An 18,071-nucleotide genomic window follows, 5' to 3' on the forward strand; every position below is an offset into this window, starting at 1 on the left:
TTACTCAAGTCACTATTGGTTTTTATGTTACTTTTTTCAGGAAGTAGCACTCTTTTTTCTCAAGAAAAAAAACTTCAAAAAGCAAAAGATCAATATGATAGATATCAATATATCGATGCTCAAGAAACATATCTTAAGGTAGTCAAAAAGGGATATAGAAGTGCGGATCTTTTTATGAATCTAGGGGATAGCTATTACTTCAATAGCCAATTTGAAGATGCGTTAAAGTGGTATGAAGAATTGGTGAATTCGTTTCCTGATCAAGTAAAGCCAGAATATTACTTCAGATACGCTCAGACATTAAAATCAGTAGAAAGGTATGAAGATTCTGATAAATATATGCAGAAATTTGCAGAGCTTAGTGATGGTGATAAACGCGCAAAACTGTTTAAAAACGGATCTGATTATTTGAAACAAATTGATTTTCAGTCTGGTAGGTATGAAATAGAAAATTCGCCAATCAATTCGATATTTGCTGACTTTGGAACTGCTTTTTATGGAGAAAGCGTCGTTTTTAGCTCCTCGAGAGATACGCTATCATTGAAGAAAACAATTCATCAATGGAATGATGAAGCTTTTTTAAATCTATTTAAATCGGAATACGATTCTATTAGTAATACTTTTTCTAAAGTAAGAAGATTAGATGGAGAAATAAACTCAAAATTTCATGAATCTACACCTGTTTTTACCAAAGATGGAAAAACTATTTATTTTACTAGAAATAATTTTAATAATGGAAAAATAGGAAGAGATGAAAAAGGGACTAATAAATTAAAAATATATCGTTCGTATAAGAATGATCAAGGTAAATGGACTTCTCCAGAAAGCTTGCCATTTAATGATGATGAATATTCTGTTGCTCACCCTGCATTAAGTGATAACGAAAAGATATTGTATTTTTCTTCAGATATGCCAGGAGGTAAAGGGTTATCCGATATATACGAGGTAGTGATTAATGACGATGGAAGTTTTGGTACTCCTAAAAATATGGGAGATGCTATTAATACAGAAGGTAAAGAAACATTTCCTTTTATAAGTGCTGATAATAGATTGTATTTTTCATCAGATGGTCACCTTGGATTAGGAGGGTTAGATGTATATGTTGCAAACCTTAATTTAGAACCTGGGAGAGAGCAAAAGATTATAAATATTGGGCGACCTATTAACAGTTCAAAAGACGATTTTGCTTATGTTGTTGATGTAAAATCTAAAAGAGGGTTTTTCTCATCTAATCGTAACGGAGGAAAAGGGAGTGATGATATTTATGGTTTTCTACAGTTAGAAGATTTAAAAGAACCTTGTAAAATTACTATAGAAGGATTAGTAACAGATAAGGATACCAAGGAGTTACTTCCAGGAACTAAAGTTTCTATATACGATAGTAATAATAATTTGGTGCAAAGCTTTGTGACTGATGACCAAGCAAGTTATAAACAAGTGGTAGAGTGCGAGTCTTCTTATTTTGTAAGAGCAGAAAAAGAAGAGTATGTGACTTTAGAAAAGTTGATAAATACGCTTAAGGAAAGTCAGATATTAGATACTCCACTTGCTTTAGAGAAGAAAATAAAATCTGCTGATGTAGGTGATGACTTGGCAAAAGTATTATCCCTAAAACCTATCTACTTTGACTTTGGAGGGTATAATATACGTTCTGATGCAAAAGTAGAGCTGGCTAAAGTGATAGAAGTGATGAATCAATATACTGACATGAAAATAGAGGTTAGATCACATACAGATAGCCATGGAGAAGATGCATACAACTTGTATTTATCAGAAAAAAGAGCAGAAGCAACCGTAAAATATATGGTTAATAAAGGTATCTCATCAGATAGATTGACAGGAAAAGGATTTGGAGAGTCACAGCCGGTTAATGATTGTGGTAACGAGACTAATTGTAAAAAAGATGAATATCAGTTAAATAGACGAAGTGAGTTTATTATTCTTAAATGATTTTGATCACGTTAATCAAATAAATATAAAAACGCCTTACTTGTTAAGGTGTTTTTTATTATCATATATATCGTAAGAGTTTTTTTAATAAGTTTAAAGAGGTAATATCTTATTTGAATCAATTTATAAGGTAATACTCTTTTGTGTTTTTTATCCTAAAGTTCAAATTTACCAGCTGATCTCAAGGATTATGAATTACTCATATGATTTTGTAATTTTGGAGCAATTAAAAAGAATGAAAGAAGAAGAAAAAGTTATCCTGGTTAATGAGAATGATGAGCAAATAGGATTAATGCCTAAGCTTGAAGCACACCAAAAAGCTGTACTACATAGAGCTTTTTCGGTATTTGTTATTAATGATAAGAATGAATTAATGCTTCAGCAGAGGGCTCATCACAAATACCATTCTCCAGGTTTGTGGACAAATACGTGTTGTAGCCATCAAAGAGAAGGTGAGAGCAATATAGAAGCAGGTATGAGAAGACTGCAGGAAGAGATGGGATTTGTTACCCCATTAAAAGATTCGGTATCATTTATATATAAAGCACCTTTTGATAATGGTCTTACAGAGCATGAATATGACCATGTATTAATAGGAGAGTACCTAGAGGATCCAAAAATCAACCCCGAAGAAGTAGCAGATTGGAAATGGATGTCAATTGAAGCGGTTAAAAATGATATTTCTCAACACCCAGACGTATATACAGAATGGTTTAAGATCATCTTTAATAAATTTTATTCACATATAACCTTATGAGGATTAAAGCATGTAGAAAAGCTCATTTTAATGCTGCACATAGATTGTATAGGAAGGATTGGAGTGATGAAAAAAACCTTCAGGTATTTGGTAAATGCAGTAATCCAAAATATCATGGTCATAACTATGAACTTGTTGTAGCCGTTATAGGAGAAATTGATCCCGAAACAGGGTTTTTAATGGATCTTAAAATTTTAAAAGACTACATCAAAACAGAAGTAGAAGAGTATATGGATCATAAAAACCTTAATGAAGAGGTAGAAGAATTTAAAAATATGAATCCGACTGTAGAAAATATTGCTGTGGTTATATGGAACAGGTTGCGTAATAAGATTGCTGATTCATACGATATAGAAATAACCTTGTATGAAACCCCACGTAATTTTGTAATCTATGATGGTAAATAAGAAACTTGTATAAGACTATCAACACCAATAACTATACTAATACATAAAAAAACAGAGAGTAGTTAAGTTTTAACACTCTTATATTTAATTGAAAACACTAATTTTGCATAAAACAAATTTGATATGGCAAATAAGAGAGACCTTAAGAAAGATATAAACTACGTTTTAGGAGATATTATAGAAGAAGTTTATGTGTGGGAACTAGAAAACCCTGGTAAGGATGGAAAGGCTGGAGAAGCAATTATTGATGAAGCAATAACATCTTTTGATGGTTTTATGGCTAGAGCTAATGAGCGTAAACTAGAAAATCCTTCAAAGCATTTTAAAGCACTTCGCGAGGATTTAGAAAAAACAGCAAAGGCTTTGGTAGAAAAAGTAAATGCGTTGTAAAATTTTTCTAAAAAATATTTGTAAAAACGGTTGTAGGTATTATATTTGCAACCGTTTTTGCCGATGTAGCTCAGCTGGCTAGAGCAGCTGATTTGTAATCAGCAGGTCGTGGGTTCGAGTCCCTCCATCGGCTCTTTATAAAGTCCTAAAATATAATGTTTAGGACTTTTTTTTGTTTAAAGGTCTAGCTTTTAATAAATAAGATCAATTTTAGTCAGCAAAAAAACGAAACCTCTATGTTTTTAAAGGAAACGTTTCCTGTAGAAATATAGACAGTGCAATTTGAAGAGGTAGTATTTTAAAAAAGGAAAACCTATTATAGAGTTGTAGATTTTAAACAAGTTACGATAGTAATTTTTTAAAACCTTATAAAAATTGGATAGTTATGGTTTAGAGCTTTATCTGTTATATCATATGGTAAGGATAAAAACCAATTATAAGCTGTTTTTGTGAAGATATTCGAAAAAAGAATAAGGAGAAGTCTATGGGTAGATCTTCTCCAATAGGTAATCGCGCTAAATATATGTAAGAAAATTACTTATCGTTATTTTCTGCCTCTTTCTCTTTTCTATCTTTTATATACTTAATTAATTGTTTGCCGTACAGTGATTTTTTTACCTTAGGACTTAGAGATTTAGCTACAGTATCCAGAAATTTGATATTTGCATCGTATACTTCGTTAAGAGTTATGTAAGGCGCTACTTCTAACTTCCTATTGTTTACTGCAAAATTGATAGTGTATAAGTATTTTTGTTTCAATAAAGTTTTATAAGCTTTATCATTTTCTATAAGCTTTTCATCATCTTTTTGTTTACTAGCTTCAAAATTCTCTTTAATAAGCCTAAGATTTCTTTCATTAAATCTTTTTAGCATTTTTTTATATTCAAGATATTTATCTTGATTTTTACCCCCTTGTATTTTTATATCTCTTTCAAAGTCAAGAACACTAGTGGTGATAATTATTTCCCCTGGTTCTGCAAAAAAATCAATACGGTCATTATATCTGGTTCCATCATTTTTATCAAGATATAAATAATGAATTTCAGGTTCTTCAAGGTTGGATACGAACATAAATTCAGAATTACCATCGATATTTACCGAATCCAAATTGACCAAAACAGTGTCCTGTATTTTTTGCAAATAAAGAGTTCCTTTTTTTAATCCTTTTATATTACCCGAAATTGTAAGATTTCCTTCTTTTGGAGAAGTACAACTGATTAAAATAACAATTAATAATGATAGAATAGAAAAATACTTCATGCTCAATTTTTTGGTTTTTAATTGGGGACACAAAGATGCAAGTTTTATTTTAAAATGAGACATAGATTTTTATAATCTAACCTACTTTTGTTAACTCCCAGCTGCTATTTGCATTAGGATAGTGCATAAAATTGCGCCATAAGTTCCTACTACATACCCAAAAACGGCAAGAAGAACGCCTACAGTTGCCAGAGAAGGGTGAAAAGCAGCAGCGACTACAGGGGCAGAAGCGGCTCCTCCTATATTAGCTTTGCTACCTACTGCAAGAAAAAAGTAGGGAGCTTTAATTAATTTGGCAACTCCGATAAGAAGTAAAACGTGGATAGCCATCCATACAAGACCAATTGCTATGAGTCCAGGTTTTTCAAAAATACTACTAATATCCATTTTCATTCCTATTGTGGCGATGAGGATATAAATAAAAACACTACCTATTTTACTAGCGCCAGCCCCTTCATATCGTTTGGCTTTTGTGTATGATAAGATAATTCCTATTGCGGTAGATATAGTTACCATCCAAAAGAATTTGGATGTAAATGATGATAATGCAGAACTCTTGTCATTAAATATTTCGAAATTACTAGATAATAGATCAGAAACTCCTGAAGCTCCCCAGTGTGCAAGCCCCACTGTAGTAAATGCTATCGAAAGCATAATGATATAATCTGTTAAAGTAGGGTTTCGGGTTATGCTTTCAGAATAACTGGATACTTTTTGTTGTAAAGCTTTGATTGCACTATTATCGGCTTTCAACCAGCGATCAATTCTTTCACTCTTACCAATACCTAGCAATAATATAGCCATCCATATATTAGCAACTACAATGTCTACTATTACCATCCCTCCATATTTCTCGGGATTGTATTTATAAATTTCTAGCATTGCAGCCTGATTGGCACCACCACCAATCCAACTACCTGCTAATGTAGAGAGTCCTCTCCAGATAGCATCGAATCCTGATCCACCAAGCGTCTCGGGCGAAACAAAAGAGATAAGAAGAACCGCGATTGGCCCACCTATGACAACACCCAGGGTACCAGTTAAAAACATAATGAGCGCCTTGGGACCCAGATTGTAAATGCTTTTGAGATCAATACTTAGTGTCATCAATACTAAAGCGGCAGGTAATAAATAATTTTTGGCAACATCGTATACTTTAGTTGATTTCTCAATTATATTGCCATCAGCGTCTAACTCTTCCCATTTGGGAGCTATAAGACCTAAAGAATTAAATATTGCAGGTAGCAAATAGCATAATAAAATGGCAGGAACAAATTTGTAGAAAGTTTTCCAGAAACCCTTGTTGATAGAAGAAGTGTAAAAAACTAACCCTAAACAAAGTAATAAAATACCAAATACAATAGTGTCATCTGTAAAAAAAGGAATGCTCTTCATTAGTGATTGTGTGATTAAAAAGATGTATTGCAAAATACATTTAATTTAAAGAAGACCAAAGCATACCACCATTGAAGAGGATTTTTTACTCGTTAACCCAATATTCGAATAACTTTTTTTGAAGTTCTGTAGCTTTTGGATCTTGCTGTAGTATTATTTTTTCTACAGTAGGCTTTACAACATTAGATGTAAGGGTCATAACTTTACCATTCCGCTTGATTTTAAAAGTAATTTCGTCTCCTATTTTCCATTTATTAGAATCCCCGAATAGGTCATAAATATTTTTGAGACGGTATTTTTTCTTGTTAATACTTATCAAAACATCTCCTTCGATGATACCAAGACCTTTTAAAAAACTATTAAAAGGTATATCAGAAGTAAAAATTACCTCTTTAGAAGCTTCAGACCCTGTAACAAAAGGCTCTTGTTTAAAAATAAAGTAAGAAGAAGGTATGTTTTTTATTCCATAATGGATGCCGACCTTGTTGAGATAATATTCATAATCTATAGGGGTGTTTCCAGTAACATGTTTTTCTAAAAACAAACGAATTTCGGGGTATGAAGCTTTTTCTATTGCCGCAATTAGTTTTTTGTCCTCAAAAGGAGTGTCAATTCCATATTCGTTGGATAAATTTTTGATGAGATCTAATATGCCAAGGACACCTCCGCTATTTTCTCGCATAATGATATCAAGGCATAAGGAGATTAACGCCCCTTTTTCATATACATTTCTATAATTTTTACGGTATGGATTGACCAGAATATTTTTACTCATTGTACTAAAAGCAACAGTGTCATCAAAAGAAGATGAAGCTTCTATTTTATCAATTATCCTTTCAAAGAATTCTTCTTTTGATATTAACCCCTGAGTAATTTGAAACAACATCGAAAAATATTCTGTAGTACCTTCATATAGCCAAAGGTGTTCAGACATTTTTGGGTTATTATAATCAAAATTATGTATTTCTTCAGAATGTAAAGTTAGTGGGGTTACGATATGAAAAAATTCATGAGAAACTACATCAGTTAGCGCTTCATCAAGTTTTTCTGGAGAGAGAGATTCTGGCAATACAACTACTGTAGAGGTATTATGTTCTAAGGCTCCATAACCTCTTGCATCGTTTGATTTTGAAGATGATAAGTAGAGTAGAATACTGTATTTTTTTGTGGAATTAATATCACCCAAGAAACTTTTTTGTGCTCTGATTACACGCTCCATTTGAGGCATTATATAAGCCGCTTTATAAACTTTGCTATTAGAAGAAGAATATACACTTAATAATACTTCGATATCGTTTACGGTAAAGGTGACTTTGTTAGGTTTTGAGTACATGATTGGATTATCGACTACATCTGCATATCTCTTGAAAACAAAGTAGTCGATATCGTTCTTAGCAGCAGAAGAGTTGCCAGGCAATTCTTCTACTAACGAAGTCGAAGCTTCTAAAAAAGAGGGGTGCTTAATAAATAGTTTGTATTTATTCTCTTTCATGTTACCAAAGTATCCTACAAATGCGTATAGGTTTAAAACAAAATTCTTGTCTTTAAGAATATTGGTTCCAGTAGGAGAAAAGACATCATGGGAGTCTTCAGAATCGAAAGTGTCATTAACCCAGTAGGTGATTTTATCCAACTGTTTGGTGTTATCAATTTTCCAGCGATTGTCATTGAATTTTTGAACAGGAATAGGATTGCCTTGAAGATCAAAAGCTTGGAAATCTTCAACATATTTCCCATAATTATCATTCTGATACGTTCCAGGAACAATTTTTGGCAAGTAGTAGCTAATAGTGTCCTGATCAAGGTTTTTTATTTTAACTTCTACCTTTATTTTGTCATCTACTACGTTGACAAGATTTAATGTGGCACTTATAATTATTGGTTTAGTATTCTTAACAGGCTTAGTAGTTTTACAACTAATTATCAAATTACATATTGCAACTACAAATACTAAGCTTTTTATGGTTTTAATCGTTTTTCGCACAGTTATAAAATGTTTTTTTGAATATAAGTTGCTACTCCATCTTGTTTTCCCTCCAGTGTTACGGTATCTGCTATCTCTATAGTTTCGGGTTTTGCATTTGCAACAGCTACCCCTGTTCCTACAGCTTTTAGCATATCGATGTCATTATAATTATCTCCAAATGCGACTACTTCGGAGATAGGGATTTCAAAATGAGTGTCTAGCAAGATTTCTATTGCTGTTAATTTGGAAATACTCTTATGCGCTATTTCTATATAGGTTGGTTTAGAACGATATAGGTGTAAGGTGTCACCAAAAGAGTCTTCTAAAAAAGCATATGCTTGATCTATATATGCCTCTTCACCCATACACATAATTTTATGAGCTCCTTTACTATTCGTTCTCCATTCCTTTATCACATTTTGAATCGGTTTTACCACCGGATTTACCTTAGTGTTGTTAGCTTCTCTCTTAGCCCAAAAATCCATTTCAGGAACAAACCAGTCGTTATTGTGATACAGACTAATATGAAATTTCTGTTCTAGATTAAAGTTACTAATTTTTTCTATAATATCAGGAGATATAAATGTAGAATGAACTGGTTTTTGATCTACTAAGATTAATCCCCCATTATAACAGATTAAAGGCTGATTTTGTATTTCTAATTCTTCCTGTAAGTGATGCATTGCATCTGGCATTCTTGAAGAAATAAGAACTACCGGTATAGTGTTTTTAATTCTTTTGATTTGAGAAATAGTAAAGTCAGAAAGTTCTCTTTGGGGATTTAACAAAGTTCCATCAATGTCTGTGAATACAATACGATGCGACATTAGATTTTTATGGTTTGAGTTATTTAATTTTATAAATTAACTATTGATTAACAAAGTTAGCAATACCTGTTAGAACTTCAGGTATTATTTTTCTAAAGGGTTCATTATATGATTTATGATTTTCTAATCGAGATCCTTTAATTTCTCTCAGAATATGATTCATATTTTGGACAAATAGATATTCAGATTGTGGGGCTACTTCTTTTAATTTTTCTGATTGTGCTAGTTCTACCTGTAGGTCTTTATCACCGTGTATGATTAAGATTGGCATTTCTAGGTTTAGAATTTCTTCAGAAGGGTCATACTTCATCCATGATCTCATGAAAGATTGTAAGTCATATCTAAAAATAGATTCAAGTGCAGGATCATAACCAGTTGCTCTTCCGTTTTCTTTTAGTTGTTTAAAAGCGACATATGCACTTTTGTCTAGCCCAGGAGCTTGTTTGGCAATTTGTTCTATAATTACTTGATCAATCGAAACAGCATTTCCAGCAATAGATATAAAACCGTTTGCTTTTCCTTTTGCAGCAATCATTCCTATAAGAGAACCTTGCCCATGTCCAGCAATAACAATCTTTTGATACTTTTCGTTTTTATTAAAATAATCTATAACTGATATAGCATCTTCTATAAAATGATCCAGAGAAATTTCATGCTCTTTAATACCTAGATGATCCATTTTAAAAAGCCTTTTGTCGTAGCGATATGAAGCAATTCCTAATCTGGCTAGCTCATGTGATAGCTTTTTAAAAGTATCATTTTTAGACATTCTATCATTGCCATCTCTATTAATAGCACCCGAATCCATAATAAAAATAACTAAAGGAACATTGTGATCAGAGTATGGAGTAACCAAAGATCCCTCTATATATTTGTTGATTTTGACCACAGCAGAATTATATTCTTTTTCTTGAGCGAGGCATAATGCAGTGATCAAGGTCATCAGTAGATAAAGTTTACTCTTCATAATGTATGTTTGTTTATATGGGATAAATAATTTATAACAAACTGTTTAACGGTAAAATTGCCTTACGGTTAAAATAATAAGCATAAACAATAGAACGATAAATTTATTAGTATATTTTGGTTTGGATTATTACTAAGATGCAATTACAAATTGTTTATGTGATAATGATTATTTTAACGAATCACTAACATACCCTTTTTTATCTTTGTCTCAAAATATAAACAAATGAAACTTCAACATAAATGCTTATTTGTACTGTTATTAATTTCGTTATCTGGATTTTCGTCAGATTATGATTGGGGCAAGACTGGTCATAGAGTAACGGGACAGATTGCGGATACATATTTGACGAAGAAAGCTAAACGCAATGTAGCTAACATTCTTAGCGGAAAAGGGCTTGCTTTTGTTTCTGTTTTTGCAGATGAAATTAAAAGTGATAAGCAGTACAAAGGATATAGCCCGTGGCATTATGTTAACTTTTCGTTTGATAAAAAGTATGGAGAAGAAAGCCCTAACGAATATGGAGATTTGGTTCAGGGAATTGATAAGTGCATAGAGGTTCTTAAAAATAAAAAATCTACTAGTAAGGATAAGGAATTTTATCTTAAAATGCTGGTGCATTTTGTTGGAGATCTTCATCAACCGTTGCATGTTGGTAGAGGAGAAGATAAGGGAGGAAATGATATTCAAGTGCGTTGGTTTAGAGAAGGCTCCAATCTTCATAGGGTTTGGGATAGTGAGATGATAGATTATTATGGGATGAGTTATACTGAATTAGCTGTAAATGCTAATGTACTATCAAAAAAACAAATTAAAGATATCCAAAGTGGCACTATCTTAGATTGGGTGTATGAATCTCAAAAATTAGCTCAAGAAGTATATGCTTCTGCAAATGTTGGAGAAAAACTTGGATATAAATACATGTATAATTATTTCCCGGTAGTACGAACTCAATTACAAAAAGGAGGAGTTCGATTAGCAAAAATACTAAATGAAATATTTGGATAGCTTCTTATTGGATGGCGAGTTCTTTTCGATATTGCTTTGGAGACATTGAAAAATACTTTTTGAAAGTTTTTGTAAGGTGACTTTCATCTGTATACCCCAATTGATATGCAATTTCTGCAATAGTAAATTCTGTATGTTGCAAGCGGTATTCTACAAGCTTCATTTTATACTTTGTAACATATTGGTGTATTGATTCTCCTGTCTTTCTCTTAAAATATGTGCTAATTGAACTTTGTGACATATTAAATTTATTGGCCAAAAAATTGATCTTAGTAAGGTCATTGTCATATACATGTTGTCTAATATGGCTTAAAATTAAGTCAATTTTGGTATGATTTACAGGAATGTTCTTTTGATGCGAGTTGTATTTTTCAGAAATGTTACGAACAATGATACTTAAAATAGTACTTATTGCATTAGAAATAATCTCCTGATAATAGATTTTCTCATTTCTAAATTCTTCTAATACAACATTGTGTATATCCCAAATGATTTTTCTATCATCTTCATGAGAGATTACATCCCCTGGGATAATATTGGGTTGATGCAGTAATTGTTCAATTCTCTGCAGCCAGTATTGCCTGTCGGGCAAATTAACTTTACTGGAAAATAAAAGTTCTGTAAACTTGAAATAGGTAAAACTAGTACGTTTCTCGATTTCAAAATGATGAGTGTCTTCAGGCGCTAGCAAAAAAATATCATTTTCTTTATAGGGAAACCGAATACCATTAATAGTATGATACCCATAACCTTTTTCGATAAAAATTATCTCAAAATAGTTATGGTTATGAGGTTTTGCTTCCCATTCATCAATAGCATACTGATGCACTACAAAAGTCTCATGCAAGGTATAACGGTTCATAAAGAATTATTTAACATTTTTAAAGTTACAAAAATAAAATCAATAAAAAAGGATTCTTTTTGCCCAAGTGGTTTTGGTAGCGTGGTTTGATGCTGTTGATAACGAATAGATTACAGGATTTATGTACAAGTTATCCGTAATTTTTTACAAGAATAGAAGTTGAAGTGAGTTTTAAATTTGCACCACAAAATTTTACACAAATCTCATAATGAGGATTAAATTTTTTATATATCGGGCTACAAGAATATCACTAGGGATATTTTTGATTTTTTACAGTATTTATAATGTTATTAGGTATTCAAAATTTTTGGATAGATTGGATGTGTATTTTGGTAGTGCTAAAGTATTCAATATAGAGCTTATAGAGGCTCTAGCTCCTTTAGTGCCCTTTGAAGAATTCGTAATCGGAATGTTTTTGATTTTAGGAATTTTTACCAAAGAAGTATTAATTGCAACCATAACATTATTTACATTTTTTATGCTGTTCTTTTTGGATGTCAATTATTGGTTTTTGGCTTCTATATATTGCATATTAAGCTTTGTTGCAATAGTATTACTTAAGAATAGTCATTATGATATTAACTCAATGAGTTATAATAAAGAGCCCTATCGGGTCATTAAATAAGAAAAAGTGTTTTTACCTCTTTGCAGAGAGGCATTTCATATAAGTGATTTTTGTTTTTACTACGCCGTCTGTCAGTTGGATGTTACTTTCTGCCTTTAGTTATAAACCTTTGATAAGGCTATAGGTATTGGCGTACCCAATACAATAGAGGGAATTGGAATAATAATCTGAATATTAAAATTGATTTAGGTAGATGTAAACTAGCCTTTTTATTTATAAGTATCTGGATATGCACGGGGAAAATAAAATTAACATTACGATCAGAACCCAAATCGAAATAGTTTTGGTTTCTACAAATAGTATTTCAAGATCTGCAAAAAAATCTGCAATACCGCTTAAATAAACCAGTAGTTTATGATGTGGAAGATAAAATGGTATTATTCTCGTTAATTCTTTAGACCGAATTAAATGGAAAACCTTTGCGATTATAAAAATTAAAGCTAAAGTGTATAAGTACTAACTTATTAAACACTAGTTGGTTTTTTCTTATCTGCTCTACTAAGGCTAAAACTTTTTTTATCTGTATTTTCTTTAATAAAACTGACTTTTCGAAAACGAAGTGCTGTCCAGTCAGAATCTATAGAGACTTGTTTTACTGGTTTGAGATTATAATCACCCAATACACCCCAACCATAATCTTTACTAATTTCTGAAGTGTAATTTTTAGATTTCTTTTTAGGAAAAGCAAACCATAATATAGCATCACCCACTAATTTGGGATAAACTGTTTCGATACGATTTTCTATTTGTTTTTTTTCGGTTATAAACACAATAGCAAAATCAACTTCTGATACCTGAATCAAAGATTCTTTTACCATTACGTCTTTAAGGCAATCTAGTTCCTTACAAAATCCCTTAGGTTCATTAAGGATCAATATCTCATCTAATGAGGGCGGGAGCTGTAGTTTTTTAAAAAGCGGAGTCATGAGAATAAAGTTTTAAAAAAATGTGTGCTTCTTAAAGATACAAAAAATACTGGCATCTTTTACACTATGTGATTAGATAATGTGTGATAAAACAAGAGTTTACTACAATTTTTTAGGCAATAATTTATTGTATTTGCAACAATAAAAGGAATTGATCAGAGTTAAAAGAATTACACAAACTCAAATATTATTAATTATGAAAACAGTATTTAAAAACACCGTAATAGGTGTTTTAGCTTTCACTGCATGCACAACTTTTATTTCTTGCGAAAGTGAACAATTTGACAATGCTCAGGGGCAATTAGAAACTATTACAACAACTGAAAAAGGTTTTTTACAAGAACAGGCTTATCCTGAAACTACCGGAAAGCTGGTAACTATTCAACTTAATGGACAATCCGTTGAGGTAGAGAAGATAAATGGTGAGTATATTATGCAAGGAGATATGCATGTTATTCCTGATAATATGGCGTCTTCAAAAAATGGCAAAAGTGTTGGTCGAACTGGAAGAAGGTGGCCAAATAATACAGTATATTACAGTATACAAAGTAGCTTGCCTAATCAAGCAAGGGTTACCGATGCAATAGCACATTGGGAAGCCAAAACAAGCCTTAAATTTGTAAGAAGAACAAATCAAAGTGCTTATATCTATTTCAAATCTGGTAATGGGTGTTCATCTTATGTAGGGCGTACAGGAGGTAGACAAGATATTAATTTGGCAAGTGGATGTTCTACAGGTAATACAATACATGAAATTGGGCATGCTATTGGGTTATGGCATGAACAAAGTAGAAAAGATAGAGATCAGTACATAACCATTAATTTTCAGAATATACAATCAGGAAGATCATTTAACTTTCAGACGTATACTCAACAAGGAAATGATGGAGATGAGTATACGAATTCTTTAGATTTTAATTCGATTATGTTATATGGCTCTTACGCTTTTTCTGCTAATGGTCAACCAACCATAGTTCGAAAAAATGGATCTACATATAATGCGCAAAGAAATGGACTGTCTTCTGGTGATATCTCTGGTACAGGTATTATGTATCCTGGAGGAGGAGGAAATGATATTTGTGAAGGAGTTGCTCCTTGGTCAAGCTCACAAAATTATCAGCCTGGTGATCGTGTAACTTACAGAGGCTATTTATATGAAAGAACCTCTAGCGGCTGGAATCGAATAGGGCAATGTGGTACTTCTAGATCATCAAAAACTCAAGATATACCTGATCTTAATGATATAGCAAATAACTAAAAGGAGGCTAATAAGAAAATATCACAATATAGCCCTCTAAAATTTATTTTAGAGGGCTATATTACATTTAAATAGTGGTAGTATTACAACTTAATCTCCTTAGCATTTTCCGGAGTCTCAAAAATAGAACCTTCTTCTTCTAGAAAGGTAATATCTGTAATTGTAGCCTCTCCTAATTTATCCGTTATACCTTTTTCTTCGGTCCAACCAAAAAACTCCCACTTGGTAGCAAATGGAATTCCTTCGATAGTAATAAAATCTTTATAGTAGATAGCATGGGGGTCTTCTTCAGCTTTTGATATATCACCATCGTTCCCGTAAGTTACAATATAAGCTGCCGATTTTAAAATTTTATCTTTTGGATCGGTATACAAAATATACCAGTCCTCTGGTGAATCTCCAACCTCTTTTTCAAAAGAAAGTTTGGCTGTTTGGTATTTTATACCATCAAGAATTCTCAAATCTTCAAGTTCTAGTTTTGTTCCAGGATCATTTAGTTTATAAGGAAAACCAAAAAAATATGACCAGGTAAACATATCAAAACGAGCCCCTGCATCTTTGGCATCTTCAGGGCATAAAAAAACATTTTTACCTGTATAGATCAATTTACTATCATCTGTTTTATCAATTCTAATTTTGGTAGAATTAGTAAGCATTGTAATTTTTCCATCGAGATGCTGTTTTCCATCAAAAAAAACATTGATATTAAAACTTATTGCTTTATGATTTAAAAAATCAGGTTTTTTATGAGCTTTTTCGATGCTTTGGATATAGTTGTCTATTATAGGTAAACCGCCATCTCCAATGCCTCCATCTGGTTCTGTAGGAATCATTTCCTTTTTGTTATCAGTAGTAACAGAGGTTTGGTTTTCTTCTTTTTTGTTTTTGGTACAGCTTAAAATTACGATCGAAATAATCAGAATCAATAAATGTTTCATAAGTAATGGTTGGTTTGTATTATGTATATCAAAATTACTAAAAAGCAATATTCGAAAAATAGCATTTAGGAAAATTGTAACAGAAGGTTAAAGTATATTTATGTGTTAGCCGTTTTTGGTATAGCTTTTAAAATAATTGTATGTTCTTAATAGATTGTAGGGGCGCTTGCCCCATATGATTTGAAAAAGGTGTTGAGAATAAGCTGTGTAAATTGTTATTGTATTCGATCTAGATTTGGGTCTATATTCTTATTTCTGAAGGATGATTTTTTTGTTTGTCCAAAGGAATATTTAATAGTGAATGAAACTTCTCTTCCATCCACATAAAAATTATTCTGAACAGCAATATTATTAGAAGTAAAATTATCTTGATACACAAAGTTTTTAAAAATATCGTTAAAATTTATAGCCACCATTAGAGTATTAAAATAGGTTTTTGAAAAAGATGCATTTGCCACAAAAAGAGCATTTCTCTTAAAAACACTTTGATTTCGTTTAGTAAATCCCCAAAAAATTAAACCTAAGGTTGTTTTAGAAGAAAGTTTGAATTCATTACTTGAGTGGTAATAAAGATATGGCTTTGCCTCATTACTAATTGCCGTAGAGTTTTTAATACTATTGTGAGTTAATGTTAATGAGTTTGTAGAGTTCCAAAATTTATATGATGCTAAATTCGTAAACCGTATTTGATATCCAGATTCTTTTTCAAAATTTTGTGGAGAAGATATAACTCTATTTTCTAAAGAATCATAAATTACATCGTAGAAAACAGGGTTGTTTTCCTTATAATAATTGATGTCAAGTGTGGATTTTTTGTATTGAAAAATAGTAGATACTTCTTCTATTATGGTTGACTCTAGGTTTACATTTCTTGAGAATTCTACTAAAGGGTTAATAAACGTGCTAATTGAACTGGCATTTAAGTAATGCGGTCTTCTTATTGTCTTGCTATAGTTAAAAGAAATACTTTTGGTACTATCAATAGGTATATTAATTTTTATTTTTGGAAAATATTGAGTTTGTTTTCTATTTATTAATAAATCATTATCACTTCTGAACCCTCCTTTTACAATATTGGTTTCTAGTCTCATACCCATAGAATATTCAATTATGTTCAAATTTCCTGACAGTTGACCATAGGAGGCATAATTAGATTCTTTATAATCATAATTGGAGATAGTCGTATTAATGGGGTTTATGAAGCTAAAGTTGGAGTAAGCAAGGGCATTGGCATTAGATATACTACCACCGATTTCTAATTTCACACGTTTACTGATTCTTTTTTCAATGTCAATTTTACTGGCAAAAGAGCTTATTTCGTATCGTTGATCTCTATTCTGTAATAATTCAAAACCTTTTTTATTGAAATTATTAAAAATACTGCTTTTAGGATGTCTGATGTAGTTAGAATATTGAAAACCAAAAAATAAACTGGTTGAGGGATTGATCTTTTTGTTGAAGTTGATATTACTACTTAAGAAATTTCTTTTTTCATCATTTTGTACTTCGGTTAATATATGATCCTCTCTTGTTTCTTGTTGCAGTATACTATTGGTTTTAAGAGGGAATTTATCGGTTTGTGCTCTTAAGTTTATTTGCCCTGAGATATAATCATTTTTGTTAAATTGGTAAAATATACCACTACCTATAATATACTGTGGTCTGGGACCTGTTGCCGTCACTTGATATTGAGATTTGATATTGTTTTCTAAAAGAGCAAGCTCAGAACTAGCGCCTTCCCAAAAGCCTAGTTGATTGTAATTAAAATTAGATCTAAGTTCTAATTTGTTTTTTTTATAATTTGAGTTTACTTCTAGATAGTTATTGAACCTTTTTTTTATTGATGCTATTTCAGATAATTGAATTTTATACCCATCAATAGTGTTATGTTTTCTTGTGACAAAAATAAGACTTCTTCCCTGAGCTTCATATTTGGCTGAAGGGTTACTTATGAGTTCTATGTCCTTTATATCTTCTACGGATAATGATTTAAGTTGATCCAGGCTAATTCGTTGGTTGTCGAGATATATAAGAGGGCTTCCTTTTCCTACTACAAAAATAGATTCCTGATTGGGGTTGATTTGAATCCCTGGGAGTTTAGACAATATGTCTATAGTTGATGGTAGCGATTCGAAAATAGAATTTTTGATAGTTACTTTCAAGTTACCATTATTTATAGTTACGTTGTTCTTGTTTGCTTTAATAGTAACTTCATCGAGAGCGATTACACTTTTTTTTAATTGGATGTTAAGGATTTTATCTTCATCCAAAAAAAGAGTTCTTGATTCTTTGTTATAGCCTAAAGAGGTGATGGTTGCGATATATTTGTTGGTGTTTAGGTGCGTAAAAGTAAATTTTCCTTCTATGATAAGGGCATACTTTACAAGGTTAGAGTTTTCATCAAGTAGTAATACATTTCCAGTTTTTACAGGTATATTGTTTTGATTCGACACAAAACCTGATAAGGTATAATTTGATTGTCCATATACAATATAAGAGAGTAATAAGAGGAAGTAGGAAAAGATTCGCTTCATT

At 31.7% G+C, this 18,071-nt stretch carries 16 protein-coding genes and 1 tRNA gene; 8 read left to right on the forward strand and 9 right to left on the reverse strand.

Annotated elements, in window-relative coordinates:
• The first annotated feature begins 24 nt into the window (after positions 1-24).
• The 5 genes from C1X07_RS16980 to C1X07_RS17000 all read left to right on the forward strand — a co-directional run bounded on the left by C1X07_RS16980 (position 25) and on the right by C1X07_RS17000 (position 3,637).
• Entirely contained in the window at positions 25-1,950 is a 1,926-nt protein-coding gene (locus C1X07_RS16980; protein ID WP_241507276.1) for an OmpA family protein, read from the forward strand.
• A gap of 190 nt (positions 1,951-2,140) precedes the next feature.
• Complete coding sequence (gene idi, locus C1X07_RS16985; protein ID WP_241507277.1) at positions 2,141-2,707, forward strand: isopentenyl-diphosphate Delta-isomerase; 567 nt, start codon at positions 2,141-2,143, stop codon at positions 2,705-2,707.
• A complete protein-coding gene (locus C1X07_RS16990) occupies positions 2,704-3,114 on the forward strand; it encodes a 6-pyruvoyl trahydropterin synthase family protein (protein WP_103071226.1) in 411 nt (136 codons plus the stop codon). Before idi ends, C1X07_RS16990 begins: the two co-directional genes overlap by 4 nt.
• Positions 3,115-3,237: 123 nt before the next feature.
• On the forward strand, positions 3,238-3,504 hold the full coding sequence (locus C1X07_RS16995; protein ID WP_103071227.1) for a hypothetical protein: 267 nt from the start codon (positions 3,238-3,240) through the stop codon (positions 3,502-3,504).
• 59 nt (positions 3,505-3,563) lie between these two features.
• Positions 3,564-3,637, forward strand: a tRNA-Thr gene (locus C1X07_RS17000).
• Positions 3,638-4,038: 401 nt separating this feature from the next.
• On the opposite strand, the gene C1X07_RS17005 is transcribed toward C1X07_RS17000, so the two are convergent.
• The 5 genes from C1X07_RS17005 to C1X07_RS17025 form a co-directional block, all read right to left on the reverse strand.
• Positions 4,039-4,764, reverse strand: a complete 726-nt coding sequence (locus tag C1X07_RS17005) for a DUF4369 domain-containing protein (protein ID WP_103071228.1) — start codon at positions 4,762-4,764, stop codon at positions 4,039-4,041.
• Positions 4,765-4,854: 90 nt separating this feature from the next.
• Entirely contained in the window at positions 4,855-6,159 is a 1,305-nt protein-coding gene (locus C1X07_RS17010; RefSeq protein WP_103071229.1) for a DUF819 family protein, read from the reverse strand.
• Positions 6,160-6,244: 85 nt separating this feature from the next.
• The gene (locus C1X07_RS17015) at positions 6,245-8,143 is read right to left on the reverse strand and encodes a M61 family metallopeptidase (RefSeq protein WP_103071230.1); all 1,899 of its coding nucleotides are present in this window, start codon (positions 8,141-8,143) and stop codon (positions 6,245-6,247) included.
• 2 nt (positions 8,144-8,145) lie between these two features.
• Positions 8,146-8,952, reverse strand: coding sequence for a Cof-type HAD-IIB family hydrolase (locus C1X07_RS17020; protein WP_103071231.1), 807 nt, complete (start codon positions 8,950-8,952; stop codon positions 8,146-8,148).
• 40 nt (positions 8,953-8,992) lie between these two features.
• Positions 8,993-9,919 (reverse strand): alpha/beta hydrolase, encoded by a 927-nt coding sequence (locus C1X07_RS17025; protein ID WP_103071232.1) that lies wholly within the window; start codon positions 9,917-9,919, stop codon positions 8,993-8,995.
• A 225-nt stretch (positions 9,920-10,144) separates the two neighbouring features.
• On the opposite strand from C1X07_RS17025, the gene C1X07_RS17030 reads away from it, so the two are divergent.
• Complete coding sequence (locus tag C1X07_RS17030; RefSeq protein WP_103071233.1) at positions 10,145-10,927, forward strand: S1/P1 nuclease; 783 nt, start codon at positions 10,145-10,147, stop codon at positions 10,925-10,927.
• 4 nt (positions 10,928-10,931) lie between these two features.
• Here the strand turns inward: C1X07_RS17030 and C1X07_RS17035 are convergent, their stop codons facing one another.
• Entirely contained in the window at positions 10,932-11,789 is an 858-nt protein-coding gene (locus tag C1X07_RS17035) for a helix-turn-helix domain-containing protein (protein WP_103071234.1), read from the reverse strand.
• Positions 11,790-12,096: 307 nt separating this feature from the next.
• Between C1X07_RS17035 and C1X07_RS17040 the strand changes: the two genes are divergently transcribed.
• On the forward strand, positions 12,097-12,414 hold the full coding sequence (locus C1X07_RS17040) for a hypothetical protein (protein ID WP_206604249.1): 318 nt from the start codon (positions 12,097-12,099) through the stop codon (positions 12,412-12,414).
• A gap of 464 nt (positions 12,415-12,878) precedes the next feature.
• Here the strand turns inward: C1X07_RS17040 and C1X07_RS17045 are convergent, their stop codons facing one another.
• A complete protein-coding gene (locus C1X07_RS17045) occupies positions 12,879-13,340 on the reverse strand; it encodes a hypothetical protein (RefSeq protein WP_206604250.1) in 462 nt (153 codons plus the stop codon).
• A 196-nt stretch (positions 13,341-13,536) separates the two neighbouring features.
• Here C1X07_RS17045 and C1X07_RS17050 point away from each other — a divergent pair, with 196 nt between their 5' ends.
• Positions 13,537-14,598, forward strand: coding sequence for a M12 family metallopeptidase (locus tag C1X07_RS17050; protein WP_103071236.1), 1,062 nt, complete (start codon positions 13,537-13,539; stop codon positions 14,596-14,598).
• An 83-nt stretch (positions 14,599-14,681) separates the two neighbouring features.
• Here the strand turns inward: C1X07_RS17050 and C1X07_RS17055 are convergent, their stop codons facing one another.
• Positions 14,682-15,536 carry a DUF6503 family protein gene (locus C1X07_RS17055; protein ID WP_103071237.1) on the reverse strand — a complete coding sequence of 285 codons (855 nt, stop codon included), beginning with the start codon at positions 15,534-15,536 and terminating at the stop codon, positions 14,682-14,684.
• A 215-nt stretch (positions 15,537-15,751) separates the two neighbouring features.
• On the reverse strand, positions 15,752-18,070 hold the full coding sequence (locus tag C1X07_RS17060; RefSeq protein ID WP_103071238.1) for an outer membrane beta-barrel protein: 2,319 nt from the start codon (positions 18,068-18,070) through the stop codon (positions 15,752-15,754).
• Between the last annotated feature and the right edge of the window lies 1 nt (position 18,071).

It is taken from the genome of Aquimarina sediminis, assembly GCF_002895435.1.
GTDB classification, from domain to species: domain Bacteria; phylum Bacteroidota; class Bacteroidia; order Flavobacteriales; family Flavobacteriaceae; genus Aquimarina; species Aquimarina sediminis.